Annotated in this window: 25 protein-coding genes and 1 rRNA gene; 14 read left to right on the top strand and 12 right to left on the bottom strand. The window is 71.5% G+C overall.

Annotation, left to right across the window (positions count from 1 at the left end; translation table 11 throughout):
• Window positions 1-204 precede the first annotated feature (204 nt).
• The 3 genes from H9I38_RS00125 to H9I38_RS11030 all read left to right on the top strand — a co-directional run bounded on the left by H9I38_RS00125 (window position 205) and on the right by H9I38_RS11030 (window position 4,903).
• The gene (locus tag H9I38_RS00125) at window positions 205-4,017 is read left to right on the top strand and encodes a multifunctional oxoglutarate decarboxylase/oxoglutarate dehydrogenase thiamine pyrophosphate-binding subunit/dihydrolipoyllysine-residue succinyltransferase subunit (RefSeq protein WP_226336614.1); all 3,813 of its coding nucleotides are present in this window, start codon (window positions 205-207) and stop codon (window positions 4,015-4,017) included.
• A 109-nt stretch (window positions 4,018-4,126) separates the two neighbouring features.
• A complete protein-coding gene (locus H9I38_RS00120; RefSeq protein WP_226336613.1) occupies window positions 4,127-4,729 on the top strand; it encodes a GDSL-type esterase/lipase family protein in 603 nt (200 codons plus the stop codon).
• A 99-nt stretch (window positions 4,730-4,828) separates the two neighbouring features.
• Window positions 4,829-4,903, top strand: a complete 75-nt coding sequence (locus H9I38_RS11030; protein WP_104061284.1) for a 50S ribosomal protein bL37 — start codon at window positions 4,829-4,831, stop codon at window positions 4,901-4,903.
• A 192-nt stretch (window positions 4,904-5,095) separates the two neighbouring features.
• Here the strand turns inward: H9I38_RS11030 and rsrA are convergent, their stop codons facing one another.
• A complete protein-coding gene (gene rsrA / locus H9I38_RS00115; RefSeq protein ID WP_226336612.1) occupies window positions 5,096-5,353 on the bottom strand; it encodes a mycothiol system anti-sigma-R factor in 258 nt (85 codons plus the stop codon).
• 50 nt (window positions 5,354-5,403) lie between these two features.
• Window positions 5,404-6,039, bottom strand: a complete 636-nt coding sequence (locus tag H9I38_RS00110; RefSeq protein ID WP_226336611.1) for a sigma-70 family RNA polymerase sigma factor — start codon at window positions 6,037-6,039, stop codon at window positions 5,404-5,406.
• 181 nt (window positions 6,040-6,220) lie between these two features.
• On the opposite strand from H9I38_RS00110, the gene H9I38_RS00105 reads away from it, so the two are divergent.
• The 8 genes from H9I38_RS00105 to H9I38_RS00070 all read left to right on the top strand — a co-directional run bounded on the left by H9I38_RS00105 (window position 6,221) and on the right by H9I38_RS00070 (window position 12,730).
• Window positions 6,221-6,820 carry a DoxX family protein gene (locus H9I38_RS00105; protein WP_226336610.1) on the top strand — a complete coding sequence of 200 codons (600 nt, stop codon included), beginning with the start codon at window positions 6,221-6,223 and terminating at the stop codon, window positions 6,818-6,820.
• Complete coding sequence (aroA, locus tag H9I38_RS00100) at window positions 6,817-8,169, top strand: 3-phosphoshikimate 1-carboxyvinyltransferase (RefSeq protein ID WP_226336609.1); 1,353 nt, start codon at window positions 6,817-6,819, stop codon at window positions 8,167-8,169. The genes H9I38_RS00105 and aroA overlap by 4 nt, the downstream gene beginning before the upstream one ends.
• Window positions 8,166-9,287, top strand: coding sequence for a ribosome small subunit-dependent GTPase A (locus tag H9I38_RS00095; RefSeq protein WP_226336608.1), 1,122 nt, complete (start codon window positions 8,166-8,168; stop codon window positions 9,285-9,287). The genes aroA and H9I38_RS00095 overlap by 4 nt, the downstream gene beginning before the upstream one ends.
• A 63-nt stretch (window positions 9,288-9,350) precedes the next feature.
• On the top strand, window positions 9,351-10,289 hold the full coding sequence (hisN, locus tag H9I38_RS00090; protein ID WP_226336607.1) for a histidinol-phosphatase: 939 nt from the start codon (window positions 9,351-9,353) through the stop codon (window positions 10,287-10,289).
• Window positions 10,289-11,080, top strand: a complete 792-nt coding sequence (locus H9I38_RS00085) for a class I SAM-dependent methyltransferase (protein ID WP_226336606.1) — start codon at window positions 10,289-10,291, stop codon at window positions 11,078-11,080. Before hisN ends, H9I38_RS00085 begins: the two co-directional genes overlap by 1 nt.
• A gap of 112 nt (window positions 11,081-11,192) precedes the next feature.
• Window positions 11,193-11,918, top strand: coding sequence for a metal-dependent transcriptional regulator (locus tag H9I38_RS00080; protein ID WP_226336605.1), 726 nt, complete (start codon window positions 11,193-11,195; stop codon window positions 11,916-11,918).
• Entirely contained in the window at window positions 11,919-12,320 is a 402-nt protein-coding gene (locus tag H9I38_RS00075) for a FluC/FEX family fluoride channel (protein WP_226336604.1), read from the top strand. It begins immediately after the preceding gene.
• A complete protein-coding gene (locus H9I38_RS00070; protein ID WP_226336603.1) occupies window positions 12,317-12,730 on the top strand; it encodes a fluoride efflux transporter FluC in 414 nt (137 codons plus the stop codon). Before H9I38_RS00075 ends, H9I38_RS00070 begins: the two co-directional genes overlap by 4 nt.
• 12 nt (window positions 12,731-12,742) lie before the next feature.
• Here the strand turns inward: H9I38_RS00070 and xerD are convergent, their stop codons facing one another.
• The 9 genes from xerD to H9I38_RS00025 all read right to left on the bottom strand — a co-directional run bounded on the left by xerD (window position 12,743) and on the right by H9I38_RS00025 (window position 21,776).
• On the bottom strand, window positions 12,743-13,813 hold the full coding sequence (gene xerD, locus H9I38_RS00065; protein WP_226336602.1) for a site-specific tyrosine recombinase XerD: 1,071 nt from the start codon (window positions 13,811-13,813) through the stop codon (window positions 12,743-12,745).
• Window positions 13,801-14,508, bottom strand: a complete 708-nt coding sequence (locus H9I38_RS00060) for an NUDIX domain-containing protein (protein WP_226336601.1) — start codon at window positions 14,506-14,508, stop codon at window positions 13,801-13,803. Before H9I38_RS00060 ends, xerD begins: the two co-directional genes overlap by 13 nt.
• 1 nt (window position 14,509) lies before the next feature.
• Window positions 14,510-16,258 (bottom strand): CTP synthase, encoded by a 1,749-nt coding sequence (locus H9I38_RS00055; RefSeq protein WP_319002155.1) that lies wholly within the window; start codon window positions 16,256-16,258, stop codon window positions 14,510-14,512.
• A 31-nt stretch (window positions 16,259-16,289) separates the two neighbouring features.
• A complete protein-coding gene (gene recN, locus H9I38_RS00050; protein ID WP_226336599.1) occupies window positions 16,290-18,008 on the bottom strand; it encodes a DNA repair protein RecN in 1,719 nt (572 codons plus the stop codon).
• Window positions 18,005-18,946 carry an NAD kinase gene (locus tag H9I38_RS00045; RefSeq protein WP_226336598.1) on the bottom strand — a complete coding sequence of 314 codons (942 nt, stop codon included), beginning with the start codon at window positions 18,944-18,946 and terminating at the stop codon, window positions 18,005-18,007. The genes recN and H9I38_RS00045 overlap by 4 nt, the downstream gene beginning before the upstream one ends.
• Window positions 18,947-19,041: 95 nt before the next feature.
• The gene (locus H9I38_RS00040) at window positions 19,042-19,866 is read right to left on the bottom strand and encodes a TlyA family RNA methyltransferase (protein WP_226336597.1); all 825 of its coding nucleotides are present in this window, start codon (window positions 19,864-19,866) and stop codon (window positions 19,042-19,044) included.
• 10 nt (window positions 19,867-19,876) lie between these two features.
• Entirely contained in the window at window positions 19,877-20,140 is a 264-nt protein-coding gene (locus H9I38_RS00035; RefSeq protein ID WP_226336596.1) for a hypothetical protein, read from the bottom strand.
• A complete protein-coding gene (locus H9I38_RS00030) occupies window positions 20,137-20,976 on the bottom strand; it encodes an HAD-IIA family hydrolase (protein WP_226336595.1) in 840 nt (279 codons plus the stop codon). Before H9I38_RS00030 ends, H9I38_RS00035 begins: the two co-directional genes overlap by 4 nt.
• A complete protein-coding gene (locus tag H9I38_RS00025; protein WP_226336594.1) occupies window positions 20,973-21,776 on the bottom strand; it encodes a hypothetical protein in 804 nt (267 codons plus the stop codon). Before H9I38_RS00025 ends, H9I38_RS00030 begins: the two co-directional genes overlap by 4 nt.
• On the opposite strand from H9I38_RS00025, the gene H9I38_RS00020 reads away from it, so the two are divergent.
• The 3 genes from H9I38_RS00020 to H9I38_RS00010 all read left to right on the top strand — a co-directional run bounded on the left by H9I38_RS00020 (window position 21,765) and on the right by H9I38_RS00010 (window position 24,487).
• Complete coding sequence (locus H9I38_RS00020; protein WP_226336593.1) at window positions 21,765-22,655, top strand: hypothetical protein; 891 nt, start codon at window positions 21,765-21,767, stop codon at window positions 22,653-22,655. The genes H9I38_RS00025 and H9I38_RS00020 overlap by 12 nt on opposite strands.
• Before the next feature lie 171 nt (window positions 22,656-22,826).
• Window positions 22,827-23,780, top strand: a complete 954-nt coding sequence (locus tag H9I38_RS00015) for a phosphotransferase (protein WP_226336592.1) — start codon at window positions 22,827-22,829, stop codon at window positions 23,778-23,780.
• A 47-nt stretch (window positions 23,781-23,827) separates the two neighbouring features.
• Window positions 23,828-24,487, top strand: coding sequence for a TetR/AcrR family transcriptional regulator (locus H9I38_RS00010; protein WP_226336591.1), 660 nt, complete (start codon window positions 23,828-23,830; stop codon window positions 24,485-24,487).
• A 229-nt stretch (window positions 24,488-24,716) separates the two neighbouring features.
• On the opposite strand, the gene rrf is transcribed toward H9I38_RS00010, so the two are convergent.
• Window positions 24,717-24,833 (bottom strand): 5S ribosomal RNA (gene rrf / locus H9I38_RS00005).
• Between the last annotated feature and the right edge of the window lie 157 nt (window positions 24,834-24,990).

The following is a 24,990-nucleotide window of genomic DNA, read 5'->3' as shown; positions in this document are numbered from 1 at the left end:
CCATAGTTCCGCCAGTATAGGGAATTCCCGCCGTCGGCACCCGTCCCTCTCCGCCGAAGGCGGAACACAGGCTGAATCTCCCTGGGCTGAACGGTCGCCACTTCCCGCCGGAACTCACTAGACTGTTCGGAAGCGGCGCCCCGCGAGGGTGCGGGCGGCGCCCGAGTTGCAGAGCGACACCACAACGGGAGAGGCGAAGACACAGTGCCCACGAATGAAGGCCACCGCTTGCCAGACGACTTTGGCGGAAATGAGTGGCTCGTCGACGAGCTGTACGAGCAGTACCTGAAGGACAAGAACTCGGTCGACAAGAAGTGGTGGTCGATCTTCGAGTCGATGGGCTCCAACTCCTCGGAGTCCAGCGCTGCGCAGAAGGCGGCGTCCTCGCCGCAGGCGAAGGCCCCGGCTCCCGCTGAGCAGAAGAGCGCGGCCTCCGGCGAGGCGAAGTCGCACAAGGCCGAGGGCGCCAAGGCCGCGGACGCGCAGAAGGATGAGGCCAACCGGCAGAAGGCCTCCGAGGCGGACTCCTCGGCCCACAGCTCCCAGTCCGACGTCGCGGGAGACGCCCCCGCCGTCGCCCCCGCGGAGCCCACCAAGTCCTCCCGCCCGGCAGAAGCGCCCAAGCCCATCCCGGCGCAGCTGCAGAAGTCGGAGAAGGCCGAGTCCACGGAAGAGGACAAGGTCACCCCTCTGCGCGGGCCGGCCAAGGCCATCGCCACGAACATGGACGCCTCGCTCACGGTTCCGACGGCGACCACGGTGCGCGCGGTCCCAGCCAAGCTCCTCATCGACAACCGCGTGGTCATCAACAACCACCTCGCCCGGGCCCGCGGCGGCAAGGTCTCCTTCACACACCTGCTCGGCTACGCGATCGTCAAGGCCGTCAAGCAGATGCCGTCGATGAACGTCTCCTACGAGGTCAAGGACGGCAAGCCCTCCGCCGTCCAGCCGGCCCACGTCAACTTCGGCCTCGCGATCGACATGCCGAAGCCGGACGGCAGCCGCCTCCTCGTGGTCCCGAACATCAAGAAGGCCGAGACGCTCAACTTCTCGGAGTTCTGGCACGCGTACGACGAGCTGGTCAAGCGCGCCCGGGACGGCAAGCTCGGCGCAGACGACTACGCGGGCACCACGATCTCCCTGACCAACCCGGGCGGCATCGGCACCGTGCACTCGGTCCCCCGCCTCTCGAAGGGCCAGGCCGCCATCATCGGCGCCGGCGCCCTCGAGTACCCGGCGGAGTACCAGGGCGCGTCCCCGAAGACGCTCGCCCGTCTCGCGATCTCCAAGGTCATCACGCTCACCTCGACGTACGACCACCGCGTCATCCAGGGCGCCGGCTCCGGCGAGTTCCTCAAGATCGTCCACGGCCTCCTCCTCGGCGAGCAGGGCTTCTACGACGAGATCTTCGAGGCGCTCCGCATCCCGTACGAGCCGGTCCGCTGGTCCGCTGACATCCAGGTGGATCCGGACGACGAGATCAACAAGGTCGCCCGCATCCAGCAGCTCATCCACGCCTACCGCGTGCGGGGCCACCTCATGGCGGACACGAACCCGCTCGAGTACGTCCAGCGCCGCCACTCGGACCTGGACATCCAGACCCACGGCCTGACCCTCTGGGACCTGGACCGCGAGTGGCCCACGGGCGGCTTCGGCGGCAAGCCGATGCTGCCGATGCGCACCATCCTCGGCGTCCTCCGGGACGCCTACTGCCGCACGACCGGCATCGAGTACATGCACCTCCAGGACCCGGAGCAGCGCCAGTGGTTCCAGGACGAGCTGGAGCACCCGTACTCGAAGCCGAGCCGCGAGGAGCAGATGCGCATCCTCACGAAGCTCAACGCCGCCGAGGCGTTCGAGACCTTCCTCCAGACGAAGTTCGTGGGGCAGAAGCGCTTCTCCCTCGAGGGCGGCGAGTCCCTCATCCCGCTGCTCGACTCCCTCGCGTCCCAGGCGGCGGACGACAGCATGGAGGAGGTCGCCATCGGCATGGCCCACCGCGGCCGCCTCAACGTCCTCACCAACATCGCGGGCAAGACCTACGCGCAGGTCTTCCGCGAGTTCGAGGGCCGCACGGACCCGAACACGGTCCAGGGCTCGGGCGACGTGAAGTACCACCTCGGCTCCTCCGGCACCTACACCTCGGACGCCGGCAACGAGACGAAGATCTACCTCGCGGCCAACCCGTCCCACCTCGAGGTGGTCAACCCGGTGCTCGAGGGCATCACCCGCGCCAAGCTGGACCAGCTCGGCGCGCCGGAGAACACCTACCCGGTCCTGCCGATCCTCGTCCACGGCGACGCGGCCTTCGCGGGCCAGGGCGTGGTCATGGAGACCATGCAGCTCTCGCAGCTCAAGGGCTACAAGACCGGCGGCACCGTCCACGTCGTGGTCAACAACCAGATCGGCTTCACGACGGCGCCGAGCAACTCCCGCTCCTCGGTCTACGCCACGGATGTGGCCAAGACGGTGCAGGCGCCGATCTTCCACGTCAACGGGGACGACCCGGAGGCCGTGGTTCGCGTGGCCGAGCTCGCGTTCCGGTACCGGCAGAAGTTCAACAAGGACGTGGTCATCGACCTCATCTGCTACCGCCGCCGGGGCCACAACGAGGGCGACGACCCCTCGATGACCCAGCCGCTCATGTACAGCCTCATCGAGGCCAAGCGCTCCGTCCGCAAGCTGTACACGGAGGCCCTCATCGGCCGCGGCGACATCTCGCAGGAAGAGGCCGAGCAGGCGCTCAAGGACTACCAGGCGCGCCTCGAGAAGGTCTTCGCGGAGACCCACGCCGCCCAGACCGAGGCCCTCCCCGCGGTCAAGCAGGCCGAGCCCTCGAACGACGACGCGATCGAGCAGGTCTCGACGGCGATCTCCAAGGACACCCTGGCCCAGATCGGCGAGGCCCACGTGGACTTCCCCGAGGGCTTCACGGTCCACAACAAGATCAAGCAGATGCTCGAGAAGCGCGCCCAGATGTCGCGCGAGGGCGGCATCGACTGGGGCTTCGCGGAGATCGCGGCCTTCGCCTCGCTCACCATGCAGGGCGTCCGCGTCCGCGTGGCGGGCCAGGACTCCCGCCGCGGCACGTTCGTGCAGCGCCACGCCGTCATCCACGACCGCGCCAACGGCAACGAGTGGTACCCGATCGAGAAGGTCACGGCGGACGCCGCGGACTTCGAGATCTACGACTCGCTGCTCTCCGAGTACGCCGCCCTCGGCTTCGAGTTCGGCTACTCCGTGCAGGCTCCGGAGGACCTCGTGGTCTGGGAGGCGCAGTTCGGCGACTTCGTCAACGGCGCCCAGATGATCATCGACGAGTACCTCTCCTCCTCGGAGCAGAAGTGGGGCATGCGCTCCAAGGTGGTCCTCATGCTGCCGCACGGCTACGAGGGCCAGGGTCCGGACCACTCCTCCGCCCGCATCGAGCGCTTCCTGCAGCTCGCGGCGGAGAACAACATGGTCATCGCCAACCCGTCCACGGGCGCCAACCACTTCCACCTCCTGCGCCGCCAGGCGCTCGGCAAGGCGGTCAAGCCGCTCGTCATCTTCACACCGAAGCAGCTGCTCCGCCTCAAGGCGGCGGCCACGCCGGTGGAGGCGCTGACCGAGGGGTCGTTCCAGCCGGTCATCGGGGACACCACGGCCGAGGCCTCCAAGGTCAAGCGCGTGCTCCTCGTCTCGGGCCGCCTGTACTACGACCTCGAGGCCAAGCGCCAGAAGAGCAAGGACGAGTCGGTCGCCATCGTGCGCGTCGAGCAGCTCTACCCGCTGCCGATCGAGGGCATCAAGGCCGAGATCGCCAAGTACGGCAACGCCGAGGACGTCGTGTGGGTCCAGGACGAGCCGATGAACCAGGGCCCGTGGCCGTTCATGTCCATGAACCTGGTCCCGGCGCTGGACCGCCCGGTGGGAATCGTCGCCCGCCCGGCCTCCGCCTCCACGGCGGCCGGCACGGTCAAGCGACACACGAACGAGCAGGACACGCTCGTGGGCGAGGCTTTCCCGGGGGCCTAGATACGATGGGGGCAGGCAGCATGCTGCCTGCCCCCTTTTCGTTGACGGCGCAGTCGGCATCCCCGGCCGCCGGCCGCAGTCGGACGCACAGAGAAACAAGGTGAATTGAGTGGAACATCGGACGATCCGGATCGTCGCCGTCGGCGATGAGCGCCTCGCAGGCATTGGAGACCCCCGCGCCCTCGGCTGGTTCGGCCGCGTTCTCGCCCGCACGTCGGCCGAGGACGCTCGCGTCGAGGCCTTCGCCCTGCCCGCGCCCGGCGAGACGGTCGAGCAGCTCTCGATCCGGTGGTTCGAGGAGGCCCGGCGCCGCTTCGGCGGCTCGGACACCGACAACCGCCTCGTCGTCTCCCTCAATGACCGGGACCTGGACCAGACGCAGTCCACGGCCCGCTCCCGCCTCAATCTCGCGAACATCCTGGACTCGGCGAGCCAGAACAACATCCGCGTCTTCGTGGTGGGGCCCACGCCCTCCTCGGACGAGGAGCGCAACGCGGCGCTCGGCGAGCTCAACACCGCCTACGCGGACGTGACCACGCGCAGGAACCACGTCTACGTGGACGCGTTCAACCCGCTCGTGGGCCACGAGAACTTCCGCAAGGACCTGGACGCCAACGGCGGACGCCTCGGCCAGACGGCCTACGGGCTCGTGGCCTGGCTCGTCCTGCACCGCGGCTGGTACCAGTGGCTGGGGCTGCCCCAGGCCGACTGACCGGGCGCCGCTCCCCTGCCGGAGCGCCATTAGGCCGGGTCCCCGGCGTGTGGGAGAATGGCAGACAGTCCGAATGTCCGAGCCTTAGAGGAGGCAGCTATGTCGAAGCGAGCACGCAAGCGCCGCGATCGCAAGCGCGGCGGAGCCAACCACGGCAAGCGTCCCAACGCTTAGCCACGGCTTCAGCCCCAGGCTCTGAGCCTGGTCGGGAGCGCCGTCGCCGTCCCGGCGGCCGGCACGGCCCGAGATGCGAGAGGGCCCCGCGGCACACGCCGCGGGGCCCTCTCGCATGTCCTGAGGCCTGCGCTCTCTCCGCCGCCGCTCTCCGCCGGCTCTGTCAGCCGTCCTGGCGGAGCCGGCTCTGCGCTACTCGTGGTGCTCGGCGGCGCCGAGGCGGGCGAGGATGCGGTCCCTCAGGGTCGAGGGCGCGTGCTCGCCGCAGGAGCGCTTGACGACGGAGCGGATGACGCACTCCAGGTCGTGCTGGGACGCGCACTCCGGACAGCTCTCGAGGTGGGCCCTGACCGCCTCGAGGTCGGAGGCGGGCAGCTCGCCGTCGAGATACTCGTAGATGCGCTGCAGACGGGATTCGTCGCAGTCGCCGAGCTTCTCGCAGTCACTCATGGGTCGGTTCTCCTCGGAGGTCTCGTGGCCGGTGCGGGGACGCGGGCCGCTCACTTCTTCATCGCCTTGCGGATGCCGCGCTCGGCGGCGTAGTCCATCAGGGAGTCCCGCAGCATCTTGCGGCCGCGGTGGAGGCGGGACATGACGGTGCCGATCGGCACGTCGAGGATCTCCGCGGCCTCCTTGTAGGCGTAGCCCTCCACGTCTACGAAGTACACGGCCATGCGGAAGTCCTCGCCGAGGCGGGCGAGCGCCTCCTTGACGTTGCTGTCCGGCAGGCGGTCCAGGGCCTCCGCCTCGGCGGACTTGAGGCCGCCCGGGGTGTGCTCGGCGGCCGCCGCCACCTGCCAGTCCTGCAGCTCGTCCCCGCTCGTCTGGCGGGGCTCGCGCTGCTTCTTCCGGTAGATGTTGATGTACGTGTTGGTGAGGATCCGGTAGAGCCAGGCCTTGAGGTTCGTGCCGGGCTTGTACTGGTGGAAGGCCGAATAGGCCTTCGCGAACGCCTCTTGGACCAGGTCCTCCGCGTCAGAGGGATTGCGCGTCATCCGCAGGGCGGCGGAGTAGAGCTGGTCGATGTACTCGAGGGCGTCGCGCTCGAAGCGCGCCCGCCGCTCGGACTCGGTCTCGGACGCGCGGTCCGGCTGCTCGTCGCGCGCGGTGGTCTCAGGCTGGGGCGAGGGTGTCATCCCCTCCCATGTTACGGACGCGGCGTGTTCCGCTAACGTAGTGGGCATGTAGTTCCCAACGCGCGGGCTCGGCGGGGTATTCCGGCGGGCCGGCGCAGGGGTGTTACAACAGAGCGGCGGACAGGCCTCCCCGGAGGCTCCCGCCGGACAGATATTGCCTCGATGGATGGAGATCCTCCCCATGAATGCAGTTCGTTCCGTTGCCCGTCCCCTTCTCGCAGCGAGCCTCGTCGCCTCGGGCGTGAACCGCCTGCGCCACGCTGACGAGACGGCACGGCACATCGCCCCGGCTCTCGCCAAGGTGGAGAAGGTCGCTCCCCCGCAGGCCAAGTCCGTGGCCCGCAACAACCTCCTCGTGGCCCGCGTCCTCGGCGGCGCGCAGGTCGGCGCGGGCGTGCTGCTCGCCGCCGGCAAGCTGCCGCGCCTCGCCTCGGGCGTCCTCGTCACCACGCAGGCCGTCAACACCTTCGTGGAGATGAAGGAGGCCGGCAAGGGCTCCACCAAGGAGGAGAAGGCCACGCGCATGCAGGCTCTCCTGAAGAACCTGTCCCTCCTCGGCGCCGTCATGCTCGCCACCGCGGACACCAACGGCCAGCCGGGCATCGCCTGGCGCGCCGAGCACCTCGGCGAGCAGGCCAAGCGCCAGGCCTACTACATGGGCCAGGACATGAAGTTCAAGGCGCTCGGCGCCCAGAACTCGCTCGCCCAGGCCAACCTCAATGTCGCCAAGGGCGCGCACAACGCCGTCCACAAGGCGCAGAAGGCCGTCCACAACGCATGACCCGCGAGCGCATGCCGCTCTGGGAGGCGCCGAGCGCCTCGCGGCCCGTCGAGGGGACCGTGTCCCTGCCGGGATCGAAATCCCTGACGAACCGCGTGCTGCTCCTCGCCGCTCTGGGCGACCGGCCCGTGACCGTGACCGGCGCCCTCGAGTCGGACGACTCCCTCGCCATGCGGCATGCGCTCGAGCAGCTGGGCGCGGGCTTCGAGCAGACCACGGGGCCGGAGGGCGGAGACGCCCTCCGGGTCACCCCCGTGGGGCTCGGGCCCGCGCCGGCTGCGCACCGGGTCATCGACGTGAACCAGGCCGGGACCGTCATGCGGTTCGTTCCCGTCGTCGCGGCCCTGCTGCCCGGCACCACTGACTTCACCGCCCATTCGAGCGCCACGCAGCGTCCCATGGGCCCCCTCGTCGCCGCCCTCCGCTCCGCCGGCGTCCGCGTGGACCCTCTCGGAGAGGACGACGACGCAACCCACCTCCCCCTCCGCGTCACGGGCATCGGGACCCCGTCCGGAGAGCTCTCCTTCGAGGTGGACGCGAGCTCGAGCAGCCAGTTCCTCTCGGCCCTGCTCCTCGGCGTCTGCGCCCAGTCCCGTCCCGCGCGGATCCGTCACAGGGGCGCCCGGATCCCGAGCCGCCTCCACGTCGAGATGACCGTCCAGACCCTCCGCGAGTTCGGCGCCGCCGTCGAGGAGACCGCCCCGGACGAGTGGCTCGTCACGCCGCCCCTGCGCATGCCGGAGACGGTCGCCATCGAGCCGGACCTCTCGAACGCGGGCCCGTTCCTCGCGGCCGCCGTCGTGACCGGCGGGACGGTGCGCGTGCCGAACTGGCCGCTCTCGACCACCCAGATCGGCGACCGCTGGCGGCAGATCCTCCCCCAGCTCGGCGCGAGCGTCTCCCTCGAGGCGGACGGACCGGACGCCGAGTCCCTCACCGGCACCCTCACCGTCACGGGAGGCGAGCGCGTGCTCCCCGCGGAGGTCGACGACGCCGCCGAGCTCGCGCCCGTCCTCGCCGCGATGCTCGCCCTGGCCGAGGGCGAGTCCCGGCTCACCGGGATCGCGCATCTGCGCGGGCACGAGACCGACCGGATCGCGGCCCTCGCCGCGGAGATCCGCCTGCTCGGGGCCGAGGCCGAGGAGACGGAGGACGGCCTCGTCCTCCGCGGGACCGCCTCGCCGCAGGCCGCCGACCACCGCTCCTACCACGACCACCGCATGGCCACCGCCGCGGCCGTATGGGGCCTGAAAGCCCCCGGGACCCGCGTGGAGGCCATCGGCGTGACCGCCAAGACGATGCCGGACTTCCCCGCCGCCTGGGACGCCCTCGTGAAGACCGCCCGATGAGCCGCCGCATCAACGCCGCGGACTGGGACGAGTCGAGGGTCAGGGTCCGCGCCAACAAGAAGGGCTCCCGCCCCCGCACCAAGGACCGCCCGAAGCACGAGGACTCCGTCCCCGGCCGCGTCGTCACCGTTGACCGCGGGCGGTACCGCGCCGTCGTCGGGGAGGACACGCCCGAGGAGCGGCTCGTCGTCGCCGCCCGGGCCAAGGAGCTGCGGCGGCAGCCCGTGGTCCCCGGGGACGTCGTGGGGCTCGTCGGGGACGTCTCGGGGGCCAAGGACACGCTCGCCCGGCTCGTCCGCATCGAGGAGCGCTCCTCCTTCCTGCGGCGCAGCGCCGATGACACGGATCCGGTGGAGCGGCCTGTCGTGGCAAACGCGGACCAGCTGCTCATCGTCGTGGCGGCGGCCAACCCCGAGCCGCGGACGGGATTCGTGGACCGGGCCGTCGTCGCCGCCTTCGACGCGGGGATCGAGCCGGTCCTCTGCATCACGAAGACGGACCTCAAGGAGCCAGCAGAGCTGCTCGCGGCCTACGAGGGCCTCGACCTCCGCGTCCTCTGCTCCCGCACCGTGGCCTCGGACGGCGATGCGGCGCCGCACTCGGCGGACGAGGACGCGCCGCGCGGCAGCGCCGAGGTCTCTGCAAGCGCCCTGGAGCAGGTCCGCGAGGCGTGCCAGGGCAAGGTGACGGTTCTCCTGGGCCCCTCGGGCGTGGGCAAGTCCACGCTCGTCAACGCCCTGACGGGGGCGGACCGGGCCACGGGCGGCGTCAACGCGGTCACCGGCCGGGGCCGCCACACGTCCTCCTCCGCCCTCATGCTGAGGGTGCCTGACTCGGAGCGGGGCACCTGGATCATCGACACGCCGGGCGTGCGCTCCTTCGGCCTGGCCCACGTGGACCCGGAGCAGGTAGTCGCGGCGTTCGAGGACCTCGCTCCCGCGGCCGCGGACTGCGAGAAGGGGTGCGGGCACTCCCCGCAGGACCCCGGCTGCGCGCTGGACGCGTGGGTGGCGGAGGGCCACGCGGGTCCCGCCGGCGCCGAGCGCCTCGCCTCGCTGCGCCGCCTCCTCCGGGTCGAGTCGGAGGACGGTCCCCAGGAGAAGGTGCTCGGCCAGTAGGCTCGGAGGGAGAGCCTCCACAGCAGCGGCGGTCCAGGGGCCGCCGAGGACGAAAGGGTACCCATGAGCCAGACGCCCGCCGACGGCAGCCGCCGTCCCAGCGACTACACGGACGACCTGCGCCTGGCCCATGTCCTTGCGGACTCTGTGGACGCGCTCACGATGGAGCGCTTCCGGGCCCAGGACCTCGTGGTGGAGACCAAGCCGGACACCACGCACGTCACGGATGCGGACAAGGGCGCCGAGGAGGCCATCCGCGCCCAGCTCGGCCGGGCCCGCGCCCGGGACAGCGTGCTCGGCGAGGAGTTCGGGGAGACCGGACAGGGCGCCCGGCAGTGGATCGTGGACCCGATCGACGGCACGGCGAACTTCGTCCGCGGCACCCCGGTCTGGGCCACGCTCATCGGCCTCGTGGACGAGGGGGTTCCCGTGGTGGGCCTCGTCTCGGCGCCGGCGCTCGGCCGCCGATGGTGGGCCTCCCTCGGCGGCGGCGCGTACACCGGCCGCTCGCTCACGTCCGCCCGGCGGATCCACGTCTCCGAGGTGGGACGCGTCGAGGACGCCTCGTTCTCCTACTCGAGCCTCCACGGCTGGGAGGAGCGCGGCACCCTGGACGAGTTCCTCGACCTCACGCGTGCTTGCTGGCGCACCCGCGCCTACGGCGACTTCTGGTCCTACTGCCTCGTGGCCGAGGGCGCCGTGGACATCGCCGCCGAGCCCGAGCTCAACCTCCACGACATGGCCGCGCTCGCGCCGATCGTGACCGAGGCGGGCGGCCGCTTCACGGACCTCGAGGGCAACGACGGCCCGTTCGGCGGCAACGCCCTCGCCACGAACGGCCGCCTCCACGAGGACGTCCTCAAGCGCCTCTGGCCCGTGGACGAGTCCGACCGCGAGCCGCTCTCCCCCGCCCTGCCGCCCGAGACGGGCGCCTCCGAGGGCTCAGGCGCCTCCGAAGGCCCCGGCACCCCGGGCAGCAGCGCGGTCAGCTCCGGTCTCTGATGCACCACGGCCCCCGCGTCTCCGCCGAGCGGCGACGGGCGCTCGCCGCGGCGTTCGGCGCCGGGGCGGAGGAGTACGACGGCGTCCGGCCGGGCTACCCGCGCGCGATCGCGGACGCCTGCCTAGAGGGCCTGTTCTCCGGTGAGCCCCTCCGCATCGCGGACATCGGCGCGGGGACAGGGATCTTCACGGAGCAGCTCGCCGCGGCCGCGGCCGGGCAGGGGCGCGAGGCCGCCGTCGTCGCCGTCGACGTCTCGGAGGACATGCTCTCGCGCGCGCGGGAGCGGGGGCTGGACGCCGTGCTGGGCGCCGGGGAGGAGACCGGGCTGGAGAGCCAGGCCTTCGAGCTCGTGACCTACGCCCAGGCCTGGCACTGGGCGGATCCGGACGCGGCGGGACGGGAGGCCGCGCGGCTCGTGCGCCCGAAGGGGCGGCTCGCGCTCGTGTGGAACCAGCTGGACGTGGAGGTCCCCTGGGTGAAGCGGCTCTCGAGGATCATGCGCTCCGGGGACATCTTCTACGCGCCGGAGCGGCCTCCGCGGCCCGGCGGGCGGTGGCGGAGCCCGGAGCTCGTCGTGGAGCGCTTCAGCCAGCCGCTCACGCCGGCGCAGGCCGTGGAGCTCGCGAAGACCCGCTCCAGCTATCGCACCGCGCCGCCCGAGCAGCGCCGGCGCATCGAGGAGCAGACGCTCGACTACCTCGTCGAGGAGCTCGGCTTCCCCGAGGACGAGCCGTTCGAGCTGCCGTACCTCTCCTTCGCGTGGACGTTCGTGCGCAGCAGCCGGGTCTGACGGCTCACCCGCCCCGTGGCCGCGCTCTCAGCCGCCCGGCCCGCTACGGTAGAGGCAGACCCCGCTTGCCGGCCCCGCGGCCGGCTCCGGGCAGAGAAGGAAGGACGAGCGCGTGAGCGACGACCCCCGCCCCACCTCGGCCGAGGAGGACTACCTCAAGACGATCTTCGGGCTCTCCGAGTGGGCGAGCGCGCCCGTGACGTCCTCGGACATCGCCGCCGAGCTCGGCGTGGCCAACTCGTCCGTCACCATCATGGTGCGCAAGCTCGTGGCGCGCGGCTGGCTGACCCATGAGAAGTACTCGCCGGTGAGCCTCACCCAGGAGGGCTTCCGCGTGGCGCTCGGCGTGGTCCGGCGGCACCGGCTCCTCGAGACGTTCCTCGTCCGCGAGCTCGGCTACACGTGGGAGGAGGTCCACGACGAGGCGGACGCGCTCGAACACGCCGTCTCCGAGCGGTTCGTGGAGCGGCTCGACGCCCTCCTCGGGCATCCCCGCGAAGACCCCCACGGGGACCGCATCCCCGGGCCGGACGGCACCCTCGCGGAGACGCGGGCCGTCCGCGCGAGCCTCCTCGACGAGGGCCATCCCGGCGTCTTCGAGCGCGTCTCGGACCAGAGCGAGACCGTGCTGCGCTCCCTCGCCGAGGCCGGCATCCGTCCCGGCGCCTCCGTGCGGGTCACGGCGGAGGGCGGCCTCGTCGCGGAGGACGGCCGCGCGGCCGCCGGGGTCAACGAGGACGTGTGGCTGCGCTCCGGCCCCCACGAGGGCTGCCGCCTTCCGCAGGCGCCCTTCGAGCACGACGACGCCGTCGAGCCCGACGACGCCGGGGGCCGCTGAGTGACGGCTCCCCGTTCGGCCTTCTCCCCGGCCCGGCTCTCCCCTGCTCTGCTCGGCGCCGTCTTCGCCGGAGGCACCGCAGGATCCCTCCTGCGCTGGGCGCTCCAGCTCGGCTTTCCCGCCGGCGGCGCGGGAGCTGCCCTCATGACGGTCGCGGCGAACACGGCCGGGGTCTTCGCGATGGCCGCGCTCGGCCCCGTCGTGGGCCGGCGATCGCCGCGCGTGCAGGCGCTCGTCAACCCCGGCTTCTTCGGCGGGTTCACCACCTTCTCCGCCGTCATGCTCCTCACCCTCCAGCCGGTCGGGATCCTCGTCCTCGCCGTGAGCGTCGCGGCCGCCTGGGCCGCCGCCGTGACGGGACAGCGGCTGGGCGCCCGATTCGCAGGGCGGGAGGCCCGATGACCCAGAGCCTTCTCCTCACCGCCCTCGGCGTGGCCGTGGCCGGCGGCCTCGGCAGCGTCCTGCGCTATGCCCTGGACGTCCGGTGGCCGGCGCGGGCCGCGGGCGGTGCCGTGCGGCGACAGCCCCTCGGCCAGTGGATCGCCAACGTGGGCGGCTCCCTGCTCATCGGACTGGCGGGCGGCCTCTCCTCGGAGCTCTGGCACGCGGTCCTCGCCGCGGGGGCTGCCGGAGGGCTGACGACGTGGTCCTCGTGGGCCGTGGGCGCCTCGGCCCGCTGGCAGGCAGGGCGGGAGCGCGGAGACCGGACCGAGCAGCAGGCGGCCCTCCTCCAGTCCGCCGGGCAGCTCGTGTGCGGCGTGGCGGCGGCGGGGATCGGCGTCGCGGCGGCCGCCCTCGCCCGCGGGGCGTGACTCCCTGGATCCCTACCGGGCCCGCGGGTGGCTCACGGCGTAGACCTCCCGCAGGGTGTCCACGGTGACCTTCGTGTAGATCTGCGTCGAGGAGATGGACGCGTGGCCCATGAGCTCCTGAACCGCGCGGATGTCCGCTCCGCCTTCCACGAGGTGCGTGGCGAACGAGTGCCGCAGCGTGTGCGGAGAGACCTCCTGGGCGATCTCCGCCTTCTCCGCCGCGTCCTGGATGATGCTCCAGGCCGACTGACGACTGAGCCGCCCGCCGCGCGCGTTGAGGAACAGGGCTCCCCCGTTGGAGGACTTCGCCTTCGCGGCGAGCAGCGGGCGCGCCCGCACCCGGTACTCCTGCAGGGCCTTCTGCGCGTAGCTGCCGAGCGGGACGATCCGCTGCTTGTCCCCCTTGCCGGTCAGCCGCACGAGCTCGGGAACCGCGGGGAGGCCGGAGCCGTCGTCGTCGCCCGCCGCCGCGCTGTCACCCGGTGAGTCCGCGGCCTCGTCGAGCGTCACGACGTCGTCCACCGCGAGGCCTACCGCCTCCGAGATGCGCGCCCCCGTGCCGTAGAGGAACTCGAGGAGGGCGCGGTCCCGCAGGCCGAGGGGCGTGTCGAGGCGCGGGACCGCGAGGAGCCGCTCCACCTCGCCCACGGTGAGGGCCTTGGGGAGGCGCTTCGGCGGCTCGGGAGGCTTGACGCGCGCCGCCGGGTTCTCCTCGGCGAGCCCTTCGGCCACGAGGTGCTTGTGCAGCCCCCGCACGGCCACGACGATCCTCGCCGCCGAACGCTCCGCCAACGGCGGCCCCTGCTCGGGGTCTCGGAGGGATGCGGCGAACGCGCGGACGTCGTCGCGGGAGGCCTGCTCGAACGCCGTGACGCCGCGCGCCGTGAGGTACAGGGCGTAGCGGCGCAGGTCCCGGCGGTAGCTGGTCACCGTGTTCTCGGACAGGCCCCGCTCCAGGCGCAGGTGGCGCAGGTAGCGCTCGAGCGCCGAGAGGAGCGGTCTGGCGGCCTCGTCAGCAGCGGGGCTCTGACCCGACGCCGCAGGCTCGGCGGCCCCGCCGCTCTCGCCCGTCAGTCCGTCCATGAGGCGTGGGCCGGGTGGGACTCCCACGGCGCGTCGGCCGGGCGGAGCTCAGGACCGCCGGCGAGGTGCCGGTCTACGGCGAGGATGCCGAACTCCGCTCCCACGTTGTGCACCTGACCCGCGAAGACGGCCGCCACGGCCTCTCCGACGGGAACCCAGGCGTACTCGATCTCCGACTCCTCAGCGTCCCGGACGTGCCGCTCCCCCTCCGGAACGGCCGAGAGGCCCTCGGCGAGATAGATGCGCGTGGCCTCCGTGGAGCCGCCCGCGGAGTTGTGCACGTCCACGAGCGTGTGCCAGCGCTCCGCCCGCAGGTCCGCCTCCTCCGCGAGCTCGCGGCGGGCGGCAACCAGGGGCTTCTCCCCCTCGACGTCGAGCAGCCCCGCAGGCAGCTCCCACATGAGCATCCTGGCGGGGTGCCGGTACTGCCGGATCATGAGCAGCTCCCGGCGCTCGTTGAGCGCGGCGACGACGACGGCGCCCGGGTGCTCCACGAAGTCCCGCGTCAGCGACTCGCCCGCGCGCAGCTCGAACTCCTCGCGGACCAGCGTCTGCACGTGGGCCTCCGCAAGAGTTCTCCGCGAGAGGATGCGCCGCTCGCTCGGCTCGTCCGCGATCCGGGAGCGGTCCCGCACGGGGAATCCGAGCCGGGCGTCGTCGGGCCGGGCGGATTCGGCCTCGGGGCCGCCGGACATGCTAGGCCTTGTCCCCGCCGGCCTTCGGAGCCTTTTCGCCCTCAGCGCCCTCGCCCCGCGCGGCCTTCGCCTCGAGACCGGCCTTGACGAGGCCCGCGAAGAGCGGGTGCGGGCTGGTCGGGCGGGACTTCAGCTCCGGGTGCGCCTGCGTGGAGACGTAGTACGGGTGCACGTCCTTCGGCAGCTCCACGAACTCCACGAGCGTGCCGTCCGGGGACGTGCCGGAGATGACGAGACCCGCCTTCTCGAGCTGCTCCCGGTAGGCGTTGTTCACCTCGTAGCGGTGGCGGTGGCGCTCGTGCACCGTCGTCGAGCCGTAGGCCTCAGCGGCCACGGAGCCCTTCTGGAGCTTCGCCTCGTAGGAGCCGAGGCGCATGGTGCCGCCAAGGTCCCCCTGGCCCTCGACGATGTGCTCCTGCTCCGCCATCGTTGCGATGACGGGGTTGGCCGCCTGCGGGTCGAACTCCGTGGAGGAGGCGTCCTCGATCCCGACGACGTTCCGCGCGTACTCGATGACCATCGACTGCAGGCCGAGGCAGAGGCCGAGCGTGGGGATCTTGTTCTCGCGGGCGAAGCGCAGGGCGCCGAGCTTGCCCTCGATGCCGCGGATGCCGAACCCGCCCGGGACGCAGATCGCGTCCGCGCCGGAGAGGTGCTCGCGAGCCCCGGCCTCCGTCTCGCAGAGGTCGGAGGGAACCCAGCTCAGCTTGACCTTGGTGCTGTTGGCGAAGCCGCCGGCGCGCAGGGCCTCCGTCACGGAGAGGTAGGCGTCCGGAAGGTCGATGTACTTGCCCACGAGCGCCACGTTGAGCTCGTGCTGCGGGTAGTGGACCGAGGCGAGGAGCGAGTCCCACTGCGTCCAGTCCACGTCCTGGAACTTCAGGCCCAGGTGCTGGACGATGTACGCGTCCAGGTTCTGGGCGTGGAGCTTCTTCGGGATGTCGTAGATGCTCGGCGCGTCCGCGGCGTTGACCACGGCGTCGATGTCCACGTCGCACATCCGGCCGATCTTGGCGCGCATCGCCTCCGGGACCTCGCGGTCCGAGCGGAGGACGATCGCCTCGGGCTGGATGCCGATGGAGCGCAGGGCCGCCACCGAGTGCTGGGTCGGCTTCGTCTTGAGCTCCTGCGAGGGGCCGATGTACGGCACGAGCGAGACGTGGAGGAAGAAGACGTTGTTCCGGCCGATGTCCTGGCGGACCTGCCGCGCGGACTCGAGGAACGGCTGGGACTCGATGTCTCCCACCGTGCCGCCGATCTCGGTGATGATGACGTCCGGCGTCTCGCGGCCCTTGACCGGCTCGGCGGGCAGGCGCATGCGGCGCTTGATCTCGTCCGTGATGTGCGGGATGACCTGGACCGTGTCCCCGAGGTACTCGCCGCGCCGCTCCTTGGCGATGACGCTCGAGTAGACCTGGCCGGTGGTGACGTTCGCGTCACCGGAGAGGTTCTCGTCGAGGAAGCGCTCGTAGTGGCCGATGTCGAGGTCCGTCTCCGCGCCGTCCTCCGTCACGAACACCTCGCCGTGCTGGAACGGGTTCATGGTGCCCGGGTCCACGTTGAGGTACGGATCGAGCTTCTGCATGGTCACGTTGAGACCGCGGGCCCGGAGGAGGTGGCCGAGGCTGGACGCCGTCAGGCCCTTGCCGAGGGAGGATGCCACACCCCCCGTCACGAAGATCTGCTTGACGGTCTGGGCGGACTTGGACGTGTTCTTGGATCGCTGCACCACGGAATTCGAGCCTATCACCAATGCGCCGATTCGGGACCCGGCGATCTCCTCAGGAGGCGAAGGAGCGGGCGTCCTCGAGCAGCTCCTGCGCGTGGGCGCGGGCCGCGTCCGAGGTCTCGTGCCCCGCGAGCATGCGGGCGAGCTCCGTGACGCGCTCCTCGTCCCCGAGCGGCGTGACGTCCGAGCTCGTGACGCCCTCGGACTCCCCCTTGAGGATCCTCACGTGCGTCTCCGCGAACGCCGCCACCTGGGGCAGGTGGGTCACCACGATGACCTGGACGTGCCGGGCCAGCATCGCGAGCCTCCGGCCGATCTCGACGGCGGCCTTGCCGCCCACGCCCGCGTCCACCTCGTCGAAGACGAACGTGGGCACGGGGTCCGCCGCCGCGAGGACCACCTCGATCGCGAGCATGAGGCGGGAGAGCTCTCCGCCGGACGCGCCCCGGCCGAGCGGCTGGGCCGGGGCCCCGGCGTGCGGCGTGAGGAGCAGCGCCACCTCGTCCCGGCCGTGGCGGTCCAGGTCCTCCCGCGGCTCCACCGAGACGGAGAGCTCCGCCGAGGGCATCGCGAGCGCCGTCAGCTCCTCGGAGACCCGCTCCGCGAGCGTCCGGCCTGCCTCGCGCCGGATCTCGGACAGCTCGTCCGCGAGCCGCTCCGCCTCGGCGAGGGCCTCGTCCCGCTCGCGCTCAAGACGCTCCAGCGTCTCGTCGTCCTGCCCGATCTCCTCGAGCCGCGGACGCTGCTCGTCCGCCCACGCGAGGACCTCGTCCACCGAGGGCGCGTGCTTGCGCAGCAGGGCGTTGATGGCCGCCCGGCGCTCCTGGATCTCGTCCAGCCGGCCGGGGCCTTCGACGTCGAGGTCCGTCACGAAGGCCGCGATCTCCACGGCCACGTCGTTGAGGTCCGCCGTCACCGTCGCCAGGCGCTCCGCGAGCGCCTCCAGGGCGGGGTCGCTCTCCGCCTCGAGCGCTCGGCGCGCCGTCTCCACGAGCTCGACGGCGTTCGGCGCGTCCGCCGCGTCCTCGCTCCCCGCGAGGGCCGCGCTCGCGAGGGCGCCCGCGCTGCGCAGGCCTTCCAGGTTCTCCAGGCGCATGGACTCGGCCTTGAGGGACTCGTCCTCGCCCGGCTGCAGCTCCAGCGCATCGATCTCCTCGAGCGCCTCCTGGAGCTGGCGCGCCTCCTCCCGCCGCTCGCGGGACGTGGAAGAGATCCGCTCGTACTCGTCCCGGGCACGCAGCCAGCGGGAGAACGCCTCGCGGTACCGCTCCTTGAGCTCGGCCAGGCGCTCGCCCCCGAAACGGTCGAGTGCCCTGCGCTGGGCCGCCGGGGACTTGAGGCGCAGCTGCTCCGCCTGGCCGTGGACCGCCACGAGCGAGCCCCCGACGTCGGCCAGCACCCCCGCGGGCACCGTGCGCCCGGAGAGGAAGGCCCGGGAACGGCCGCCCGCGCCCATGGTCCGGGCGAGGATGAGCTCCTCCTCGCGGGGCTCCTCCCCCTCCTCGGACTCGTCCACCGCGCCGGCCTCCTCGGCCCGGCGCCAGGCGCGGGACGCCGTCGAGACGCCGACGACGGCCTCGGCGCTCGCCTTCTCGGAGCCTACGCGCACGCGGGACGCGTCCGCCTTGCCACCGAGGATCATGGACAGGGCCGTGAGGATCATCGTTTTGCCGGCGCCCGTCTCGCCCGTGAGCACGTTGAGCCCTCCCGAGAGCTCGAGGCTGCTCTCCTCGATGACTCCGACGTCCTTGATCCGGATCTCCTCGATCACGCGGTCTCCTCCGTTCCGCTCGACTCGTCGACGGGGCCCCGCCACCCCGTGGTGGGCAGGTGGAACTTGCGCACGAGCCGCTCGGAGAACGGCGTGGCGTTGACGCGGGCGATGCTCACGGGCTCGTCCGCCCGGACGATCCTCACAAGGGAGCCGGGGGCGAGCTCGATCTCGTCCCGCCCGTCGCTCCAGAGGACGCCGCGGGCGTCCGTGCGCTGCAGAATCCGGATGGAGATCTCTGAGCTCGGGGAGATGACGAGCGGCTTCGCGAAGAGCGCGTGCGCCGCGATGGGGGTCATGACCAGCGCCTCCACCTCCGGCCACACCACCGGTCCCCCGGCAGAGAAAGAGTAGGCGGTCGAGCCCGTCGGGGTGGAGACGCACATGCCGTCGCACCCGAAGCTGCTCACCGGGCGTCCGTCCACTCCGATGACCACCTCGATCATCCGGGAGCGGTTCTCCTTCTCGATGGCGGCCTCGTTGAGAGCCCACGTGCGGTGCACCTGCCGCGCGCCCTCGAAGACCGTGATGTCCAGGGCCATGCGCCGCTCCACCGTGTAGCGGCGCTCGGAGACGGTCCTCACCGTCTCCGCCAGGTCCGCCCTCTCGCTCTCCGCGAGGAAGCCGACGTGCCCCAGGTTCACGCCGAGGAGCGGGATGCCGTGCCCCCGCACGATGTCCGCGGCGCGCAGGATCGAGCCGTCCCCGCCGAGGACCATGCACACCTCGATCGGCTCCGCGTCCGCGAGGGCCTCGACGACGAGGGCCGACGGCGCCGACTCGGTCAGGCGCGGCGACTCCGCCGCGTCCGCCGCGAGCAGGACCGGCGTCAGGCCGGCCGCCTCCAGCTGGCTCAGGGTCTCGCACGCCGCCCGCAGGGCCTCGGGGCGCCCGAGGTGTGCGCGGACGAGCACTCGCCTCTGTTCCGCTCCGCTCATGCTCTCCCCTTCTCGGCGGCCGCCTCGCCGGGCGTCCGCGGTGCGCTCTGCTGTCTGGACCCTGATGTCAGTTCTCTGTTGTCAGGTGTCCGCTGTCAGGACTCGAAGGCGCCGGAGCTCTCGAGCTGCGCCAGCGCCTCGTCCACTCCGATCTTACGGGCGGGCCTCCGCCCCGCTCTCCCGGGCGCGGCCGGCCGCGCCCATTCGGCGAAGTACTCCAGGTTCCCGTCCTGCCCCGGAAGGGCGGAGCGGCTGACCGTGCGCAGCTCGAGCCCCAGGGACTCCGCCTTCTCCAGGACGGCCCGCACGGCGCGCTTCCGCTCGGAGGGCTCGCGCACCACCCCGCCCGCACCGATCCGCTCGCGCCCCACCTCGAACTGCGGCTTGACCATGAGCAGGAGCACGCCGCCCTCCGCCGTCGCCCGGACCAGCGGCTCGAGGACCAGCGTGAGCGAGATGAAGGACAGGTCCGCCACCGTGAGGTCCACCGGCCCGCCGATCTCCTCCGGCTCCAAGAACCGGACGTTGAGGCCCTCGATGGCCTCCACGCGCGCGTCCCCGCGAAGGCTCGGCACGAGCTGCCCGTGCCCCACGTCGACGGCGACGACGCGCTCCGCGCCCTCCCGCAGCAGGACATCCGTGAAGCCGCCGGTGGAGGCGCCGGCGTCAAGGCAGCGCAGTCCGCGCACGTCGAGGTCTCCGACGGCCCGCAGGGCCCCGTATAGCTTCTGACCGGCCCGTGAGACGAAATCGGGGGTCTGACCGGGGCGGACGCCGATCGAGTCGGAGTCGGACGTCTTCTGCCCGGCCTTGGCGGCGACGGAGCCGTTGAGCTCGACCCGCCCCTCGGCGATGAGCGCCGCCGCAGCCGTCCGCGAGACGGCCAGACCGCGGTCAACGAGGGCGCGGTCCAGCCTCATCGGGGCGCCCTCATCGCATCCGCCCGCGCTCGGATTCGCGCGCCGGGGCCTCCGGCGGAAGCGACTGGTCGTCCAGCAGACGCCGCAGCTCGGCCTCAGCCTCCGTCATGGAGACCTCGCCCCGGCGCAGGCGGGACTCCAGCCGGTCGGCCTTCCGCGTCCACTCCGGGTCCGCTTCTGCCCAGTCCTCGTCCGACCAGTCCTCTTCTGGCCGGTTCTCTGCCGCCCGGGACGTGTCTGCTGAGGGCTCGCGCGCAGCGCCGTCGTCGTTCACTGCTCTCCCCCGCCGAGGCGCAGGCGCTCCGGGTCGTCGCCGGAGACCAGCGCGGTGAGGGAGTCGACGACGTACGTCGGCCGGAGACCGGTCTCCGCGCGCTCCGCGTCCTGGCGGCCGTCGATGCCCGTGAGGACGAGCGCCGAGTCGATGCCGGCGGCGTTGGCCCCGGCGATGTCCGTGTCGAGGCGGTCGCCGCACATGAGCGGCCGCTCGAGGCCCAGCTCCCGCTGGGCCCGCTCGAAGATCGGAGCCTGGGGCTTGCCGCCCACCGCCGGCATCCTGCCCGTGGCCGTCTCGACCGTTCCCACGAGCGCGCCGTTGCCCGGGGCGATCCCCTCGGCCCGCGGGATCGTGGCGTCCTTGTTCGTGGCCACCCAGGCCGCTCCACCGGCGATCGCGTAGCTCGCCGCGGCGAGGTGCCGCCAGCCGAGGCCCGGGTCGAAGCCCTGGATGACGGCGTCCGCGCGGGCGCCGTGCTCCATCTGCTCGAGGGAGAGGGCCTCGTACCCCGCCTCGGCCACGAGGCCGGAGAGGTAGTCGGACCCCACGACGTAGACGGAGGCACCGCGCTCCACCTCCTCGCCGAGCAGCTCGACGCCCGTCCGCGCCGAGCCGAAGACGCAGGACTCGTCGGCCGGCACCCCGAGCTCGCGCAGGTGCTCGGCCACGGCCGCCTCGGAGCGAGAGGCGTTGTTCGTCACGAACCCGATGCCGAAGCCGCTGACCTTGAGCTCCGAGATCGCCTCGGCCGCCCCCGGGATGGCGCCCTGGCCGGCGTACACCACGCCGTCGAGATCGAAGAGGAAGCCGTCATACAGGTCCCGGAACGTCATGCGCCTGGGGTCTCCCCGCCCTGGTCCTTCTCACGGCCCTCAAGGTTCTCGTCCGCTGCTCCGCGCTCACGCTCGGCGGGCTGGGGGATGCTCGTGGCGCCGCCCGGGTGGGTCTCGGCGGCCTCGGCCTCCGGGGCGTCCTCGTCGACGCGCTCCGCGGTCTCGCCGCCGCGCGCGCTGTCCTCGCTCTTCCGCGTGCCCGACGGCGCCTCGTCCTCGAACTCCTCCTCTGCGTCGAAGAAGTCCACGTCGTCCTCGTCCTCCTCAGTCAGACCGAGGGCCCGCTCCGCGACGACGGCCTGGCTGAACCAGCGCTCCGCCTCTTCGGCACGGTCCACGTTCGTGAGGGCCTCCCCGTAGGCGCGGAAGAGGCGCGGGCTGAAGGAGAACCCGCGGTTGATGTCCAGCTGCGGGATCTCAAGGGCTGCAAGGGCCTCGTCGAAGCGCTCGAGGTCGCCGAGCGCGCCCGACCTCACGATCGCCATCTCGACCTGGCCTGCCGTGTCGAGCTCCTTGGCCTCGTCGCTCTGCGCGAGCTCCAGGGCCTTCTCGGGGCGGCCCAGGCCGCGCTCGGAGTCCGCCATGAGCGGCAGGTGGATGCTGGAGCCGCTGATGCGGCGGAACGTGCGCAGCTCCCGGAGGGCGGCGGCGTACTCACCGGCGGCGTAAGCGGCCACGCCCACAGCCTCGCGGACAAGCGAGACGCGGCCACCGCTCGACGCTGCTGCCGAGGCGTGCTCGAACGCCTTGCGAGGCTCGTCGTCCAGGTAGCGTCCCGCCATCACGAGGTGCTTCGCCACGCGCTCCGCGTTCTTCGCCTCGAGGGTCCGCAGCTCGGCGAGCGTGGCCCTGTCCAGCTCCTTGCCCGTCACGTCCTTGTCGATGGACGGGGCCTTGGGGCCCGTGGGGCGACGGCGGTCGTCGTCGCGGCGGGGACGGAACTCGCGGCGATCGCCACCGCGCTCATCACGATCCCGGCCACCACGGAAACCGCCACGGTCATCATCCCGGCGCGGCCCACGGAAGCCGCCGCGGTCGTCCTCGCGACGCGGGCCACGGAAACCACCGCGGTCGTCCTCGCGACGCGGGCGGAACTCGCGCCGATCACCGCCGCGCCCATCACGATCCCGACCCCCGCGGAACCCACCGCGGTCATCATCCCGACGCGCGCCACGGAAACCGCCACGGTCATCGTCCCGGCGGGGCCCACGGAAACCACCGCGGTCATCATCCCGACGCGGGCCACGGAAACCACCGCGGTCATCGTCGCGACGGGGACGGAACTCGCGCCGATCGCCGCCGCGCTCATCACGATCCCGACCGCCACGGAACCCACCGCGATCGTCGTCCCGACGCGGCCCACGGAAACCGTCCCGATCGTCGTCCCGGCGCGGGCCACGGAAGCCACCGCGGTCGTCGTCGCGGCGCGGCCGGAACTCGCGCCGATCACCGCCTCGCTCATCACGATCCCGACCGCCGCGGAACCCACCGCGGTCGTCGTCGCGACGGGGTCCACGGAAACCGCCCCGATCATCGTCCCGGCGCGGGCCACGGAAGCCACCGCGGTCGTCGTCGCGCCTCGGACGGCCGAATCCGCCTCGGCTGTCGTCTCGGCGAGAGAATCCGTCTCGGCCGTCGCGGGCGTTGTAGTCTCGATCGCCGAAACCAGCCATGGGTGAATGTCCTCCGTTGAGATCGTGGCGCGCAGTGAACCCGCGCGGAACCCCTAGTCTATCGACCGATCTGGGACTCAGATCGGAGGACGCTAAGGTGCTTGAGTGGATCCCTGCACAGCTGAAAGCCCTCGCCCAGGCCGCCCCTGGACAGCCTCGCAACTGGCGTGGCTGGAGATGAACGTCGGCTCCTTCCACGTCGTCGCGGACCTCTCCTGGGGCATTCAAGGGCTCGCAGTGACACGGATCTGCTCTTCGATCTTCGGTGACGCGGTGGTGAAGAACACCGTGCCGGAATGGAATTCACCGACGAGGCCCTCTCCGAAGGACCCGGCCGGGCCGAGGGCTGCGTTGAACGAACGCCGGGATCTCTCCCCACATCTCGCGGCTGTCCATCCGCACATGCTGCGGGAAATCCGGGCCTACGAGCAGTGGATCGAGCCCGGTGCGCCGTTCGCGCCTGCCCTCAGAGCGAGTTCGCGAGAGCTTGGCATACTCGTCCTCGAGTACGTGCCCGGTGAGATCGCCCTGAACACTCCGAAGGCAAAAGATCCGGACATCTGGCACGCCGCCGGCACGGCGACTCGCGCGTTCAACGGACAGCCCAAGACTCGCAATTCCTCCTTCGACGGCGGAAACATCTCCCTGTTGACACGACGGATCGAGGCGTTCCGCAGCGGCGAGGCATACGTGCCCCGCTCGGCTGAGGAGCAGAAGAGGATTGAAACCGTCTGCTCCACCAGCACGGCATTCCTCCGGGGCTACGAGCCACAAGTGCTCCCGCTCTATACGACTCACGCAGACAACTCCCCCAGAAACTGGATGGTGACACCCGACGGAGAAGTGCGGCTCATCGATTTCGGAAGGGCAGGTGTCAGACCGCGATTCGCGGAATTCGAAATGCTCTACGGAAGCGATCCGGAATTGCACAGCGCGTTCAGCGCCGGGCTCGGGATGACCGGCAGGGCCGAAGAATGGGACGACGCCCACCGCCGTGCCTTCACACTCCATTCGGCCGCCTTGTTCCTCGGGGGCCTGGAATGGGCACAACAGCACGGGGAATCTGAGTTTCAGACGGAGATCCTCAACCGAGACGCGTGGCTGCTCCCCCTCCTCCACGAAGGTCGCTGAACGCGCTGTGAAGCGCGCACCGACAGGCGATCGGTACCCTTGAGCACATGACTCAGTCCCGAGATGGAGCCAGCGCCAAACCGGCTCAGGCGGAGAGCGCCCGTGGACCACGCGGTCCCTACCGAAAGACTCGGGAACGGCGCGAGCAGATCATCCGAGCGGCCTTCGACGTCTTCGCCTGCCACGGCTACCACTCTGGTTCGATTCAAGCCGTCGCCGACCGCGTGGGCATCAGCCAAGCGACTCTCCTGCACCACTTCCCGACCAAGACGCATCTGCTCCAAGCCGTACTGGAGCTGCGCGACGCCTATACGGGCGAGGACACACCGCACCCAGTCGACCGCACTCTCCCCTTGCGAGATGTCATCCGCAGGCAGTGCCTCATCAACGAGCGAATCGCGGGACTGATCGCCCTCTACACCGTGCTCGTGGGGGAATCGGTGACGGACGAGCACCCTGCCAAGCCGTATTTCCAGCGTCGATTCCGAAAGTCCCGGAAGGACTTCACCGACGACCTGCTCCGAGAGAAGGAAGCAGGACGACTGCTGCCGGGCGTTGACATTCCCGCCACCGCGGCCGGCATCGCGGCCATGTGGGACGGGTTGCAGCTGCAATGGCTCCTCGACGAGCACGTGGACGTAGCCGGCGGCCTGCTCGCGTACCTCGACCTGGTCCTGACCCCTGAAGAGTCCAAGCACGCGTCTTAGGGCCCGCCGCCCACGCGGTTGAACTGTAGCGAGTGCGCGGCCTCGGCACTCGTACCCAGCCCCCCCCTGGGCGCAGCCGCCGGGCCCGTCCATCAGGACGGTGCGACGCCCCAGGACACGAGCGCACCAGTCGAAGCTCGTGTTAAACGGGGGAAGGCCCGCCCCCAGAACAGCCACCCAGCAAGGGGGCGGCCGCCCGGGTGACGGGCCTTCCACACACAAAAGAATTGTCCGGCTGCGACCTACTCTCCCACACCCTCACGAGTGCAGTACCATCGGCGCTGTGGGCCTTAGCTTCCGGGTTCGGGATGGGACCGGGCGTTTCCCCCACGCTATGACAGCCGTAACACTATACCCAACCCCCACGAGGGGGCGGGACACCTTTCAAACCGCCTGCACACCCCGCACCACTCCACTGCCACACCCAGGCGCGAGCCCGGACACAACAAGGAGGGGGGGTGTGGTTGTTGGTCGAGAACCACACAGGGACGCGAGCACACGGA

Origin of the sequence: Arthrobacter sp. UM1, from assembly GCF_020483305.1 — a bacterium.
Taxonomy (GTDB): domain Bacteria; phylum Actinomycetota; class Actinomycetes; order Actinomycetales; family Micrococcaceae; genus Falsarthrobacter.
The sequence above is the reverse complement of the archived record's forward strand: the minus strand, read 5'-3'. Positions and strand labels throughout refer to the sequence as shown.

Bases quoted from the DNA above. Each gene is read 5' to 3' on its own strand.
- rsrA (WP_226336612.1), bottom strand. From the start codon at position 5,353: ATGAGTGACTGCGAGAAGCTCGGCGACTGCGACGAATCCCGTCTGCAG.
- H9I38_RS00010 (WP_226336591.1), top strand. From the start codon at position 23,828: ATGACTCAGTCCCGAGATGGAGCCAGCGCCAAACCGGCTCAGGCGGAG.
- H9I38_RS00030 (WP_226336595.1), bottom strand. From the start codon at position 20,976: ATGACGTTCCGGGACCTGTATGACGGCTTCCTCTTCGATCTCGACGGC.
- H9I38_RS00105 (WP_226336610.1), top strand. From the start codon at position 6,221: ATGAATGCAGTTCGTTCCGTTGCCCGTCCCCTTCTCGCAGCGAGCCTC.
- H9I38_RS00060 (WP_226336601.1), bottom strand. From the start codon at position 14,508: ATGTCCGGCGGCCCCGAGGCCGAATCCGCCCGGCCCGACGACGCCCGG.
- H9I38_RS00070 (WP_226336603.1), top strand. From the start codon at position 12,317: ATGACCCAGAGCCTTCTCCTCACCGCCCTCGGCGTGGCCGTGGCCGGC.
- H9I38_RS00085 (WP_226336606.1), top strand. From the start codon at position 10,289: ATGCACCACGGCCCCCGCGTCTCCGCCGAGCGGCGACGGGCGCTCGCC.
- H9I38_RS00040 (WP_226336597.1), bottom strand. From the start codon at position 19,866: ATGAGGCTGGACCGCGCCCTCGTTGACCGCGGTCTGGCCGTCTCGCGG.
- hisN (WP_226336607.1), top strand. From the start codon at position 9,351: ATGAGCCAGACGCCCGCCGACGGCAGCCGCCGTCCCAGCGACTACACG.
- H9I38_RS00045 (WP_226336598.1), bottom strand. From the start codon at position 18,946: ATGAGCGGAGCGGAACAGAGGCGAGTGCTCGTCCGCGCACACCTCGGG.
- aroA (WP_226336609.1), top strand. From the start codon at position 6,817: ATGACCCGCGAGCGCATGCCGCTCTGGGAGGCGCCGAGCGCCTCGCGG.
- H9I38_RS00110 (WP_226336611.1), bottom strand. From the start codon at position 6,039: ATGACACCCTCGCCCCAGCCTGAGACCACCGCGCGCGACGAGCAGCCG.
- H9I38_RS00095 (WP_226336608.1), top strand. From the start codon at position 8,166: ATGAGCCGCCGCATCAACGCCGCGGACTGGGACGAGTCGAGGGTCAGG.
- H9I38_RS00015 (WP_226336592.1), top strand. From the start codon at position 22,827: ATGAACGTCGGCTCCTTCCACGTCGTCGCGGACCTCTCCTGGGGCATT.
- xerD (WP_226336602.1), bottom strand. From the start codon at position 13,813: ATGGACGGACTGACGGGCGAGAGCGGCGGGGCCGCCGAGCCTGCGGCG.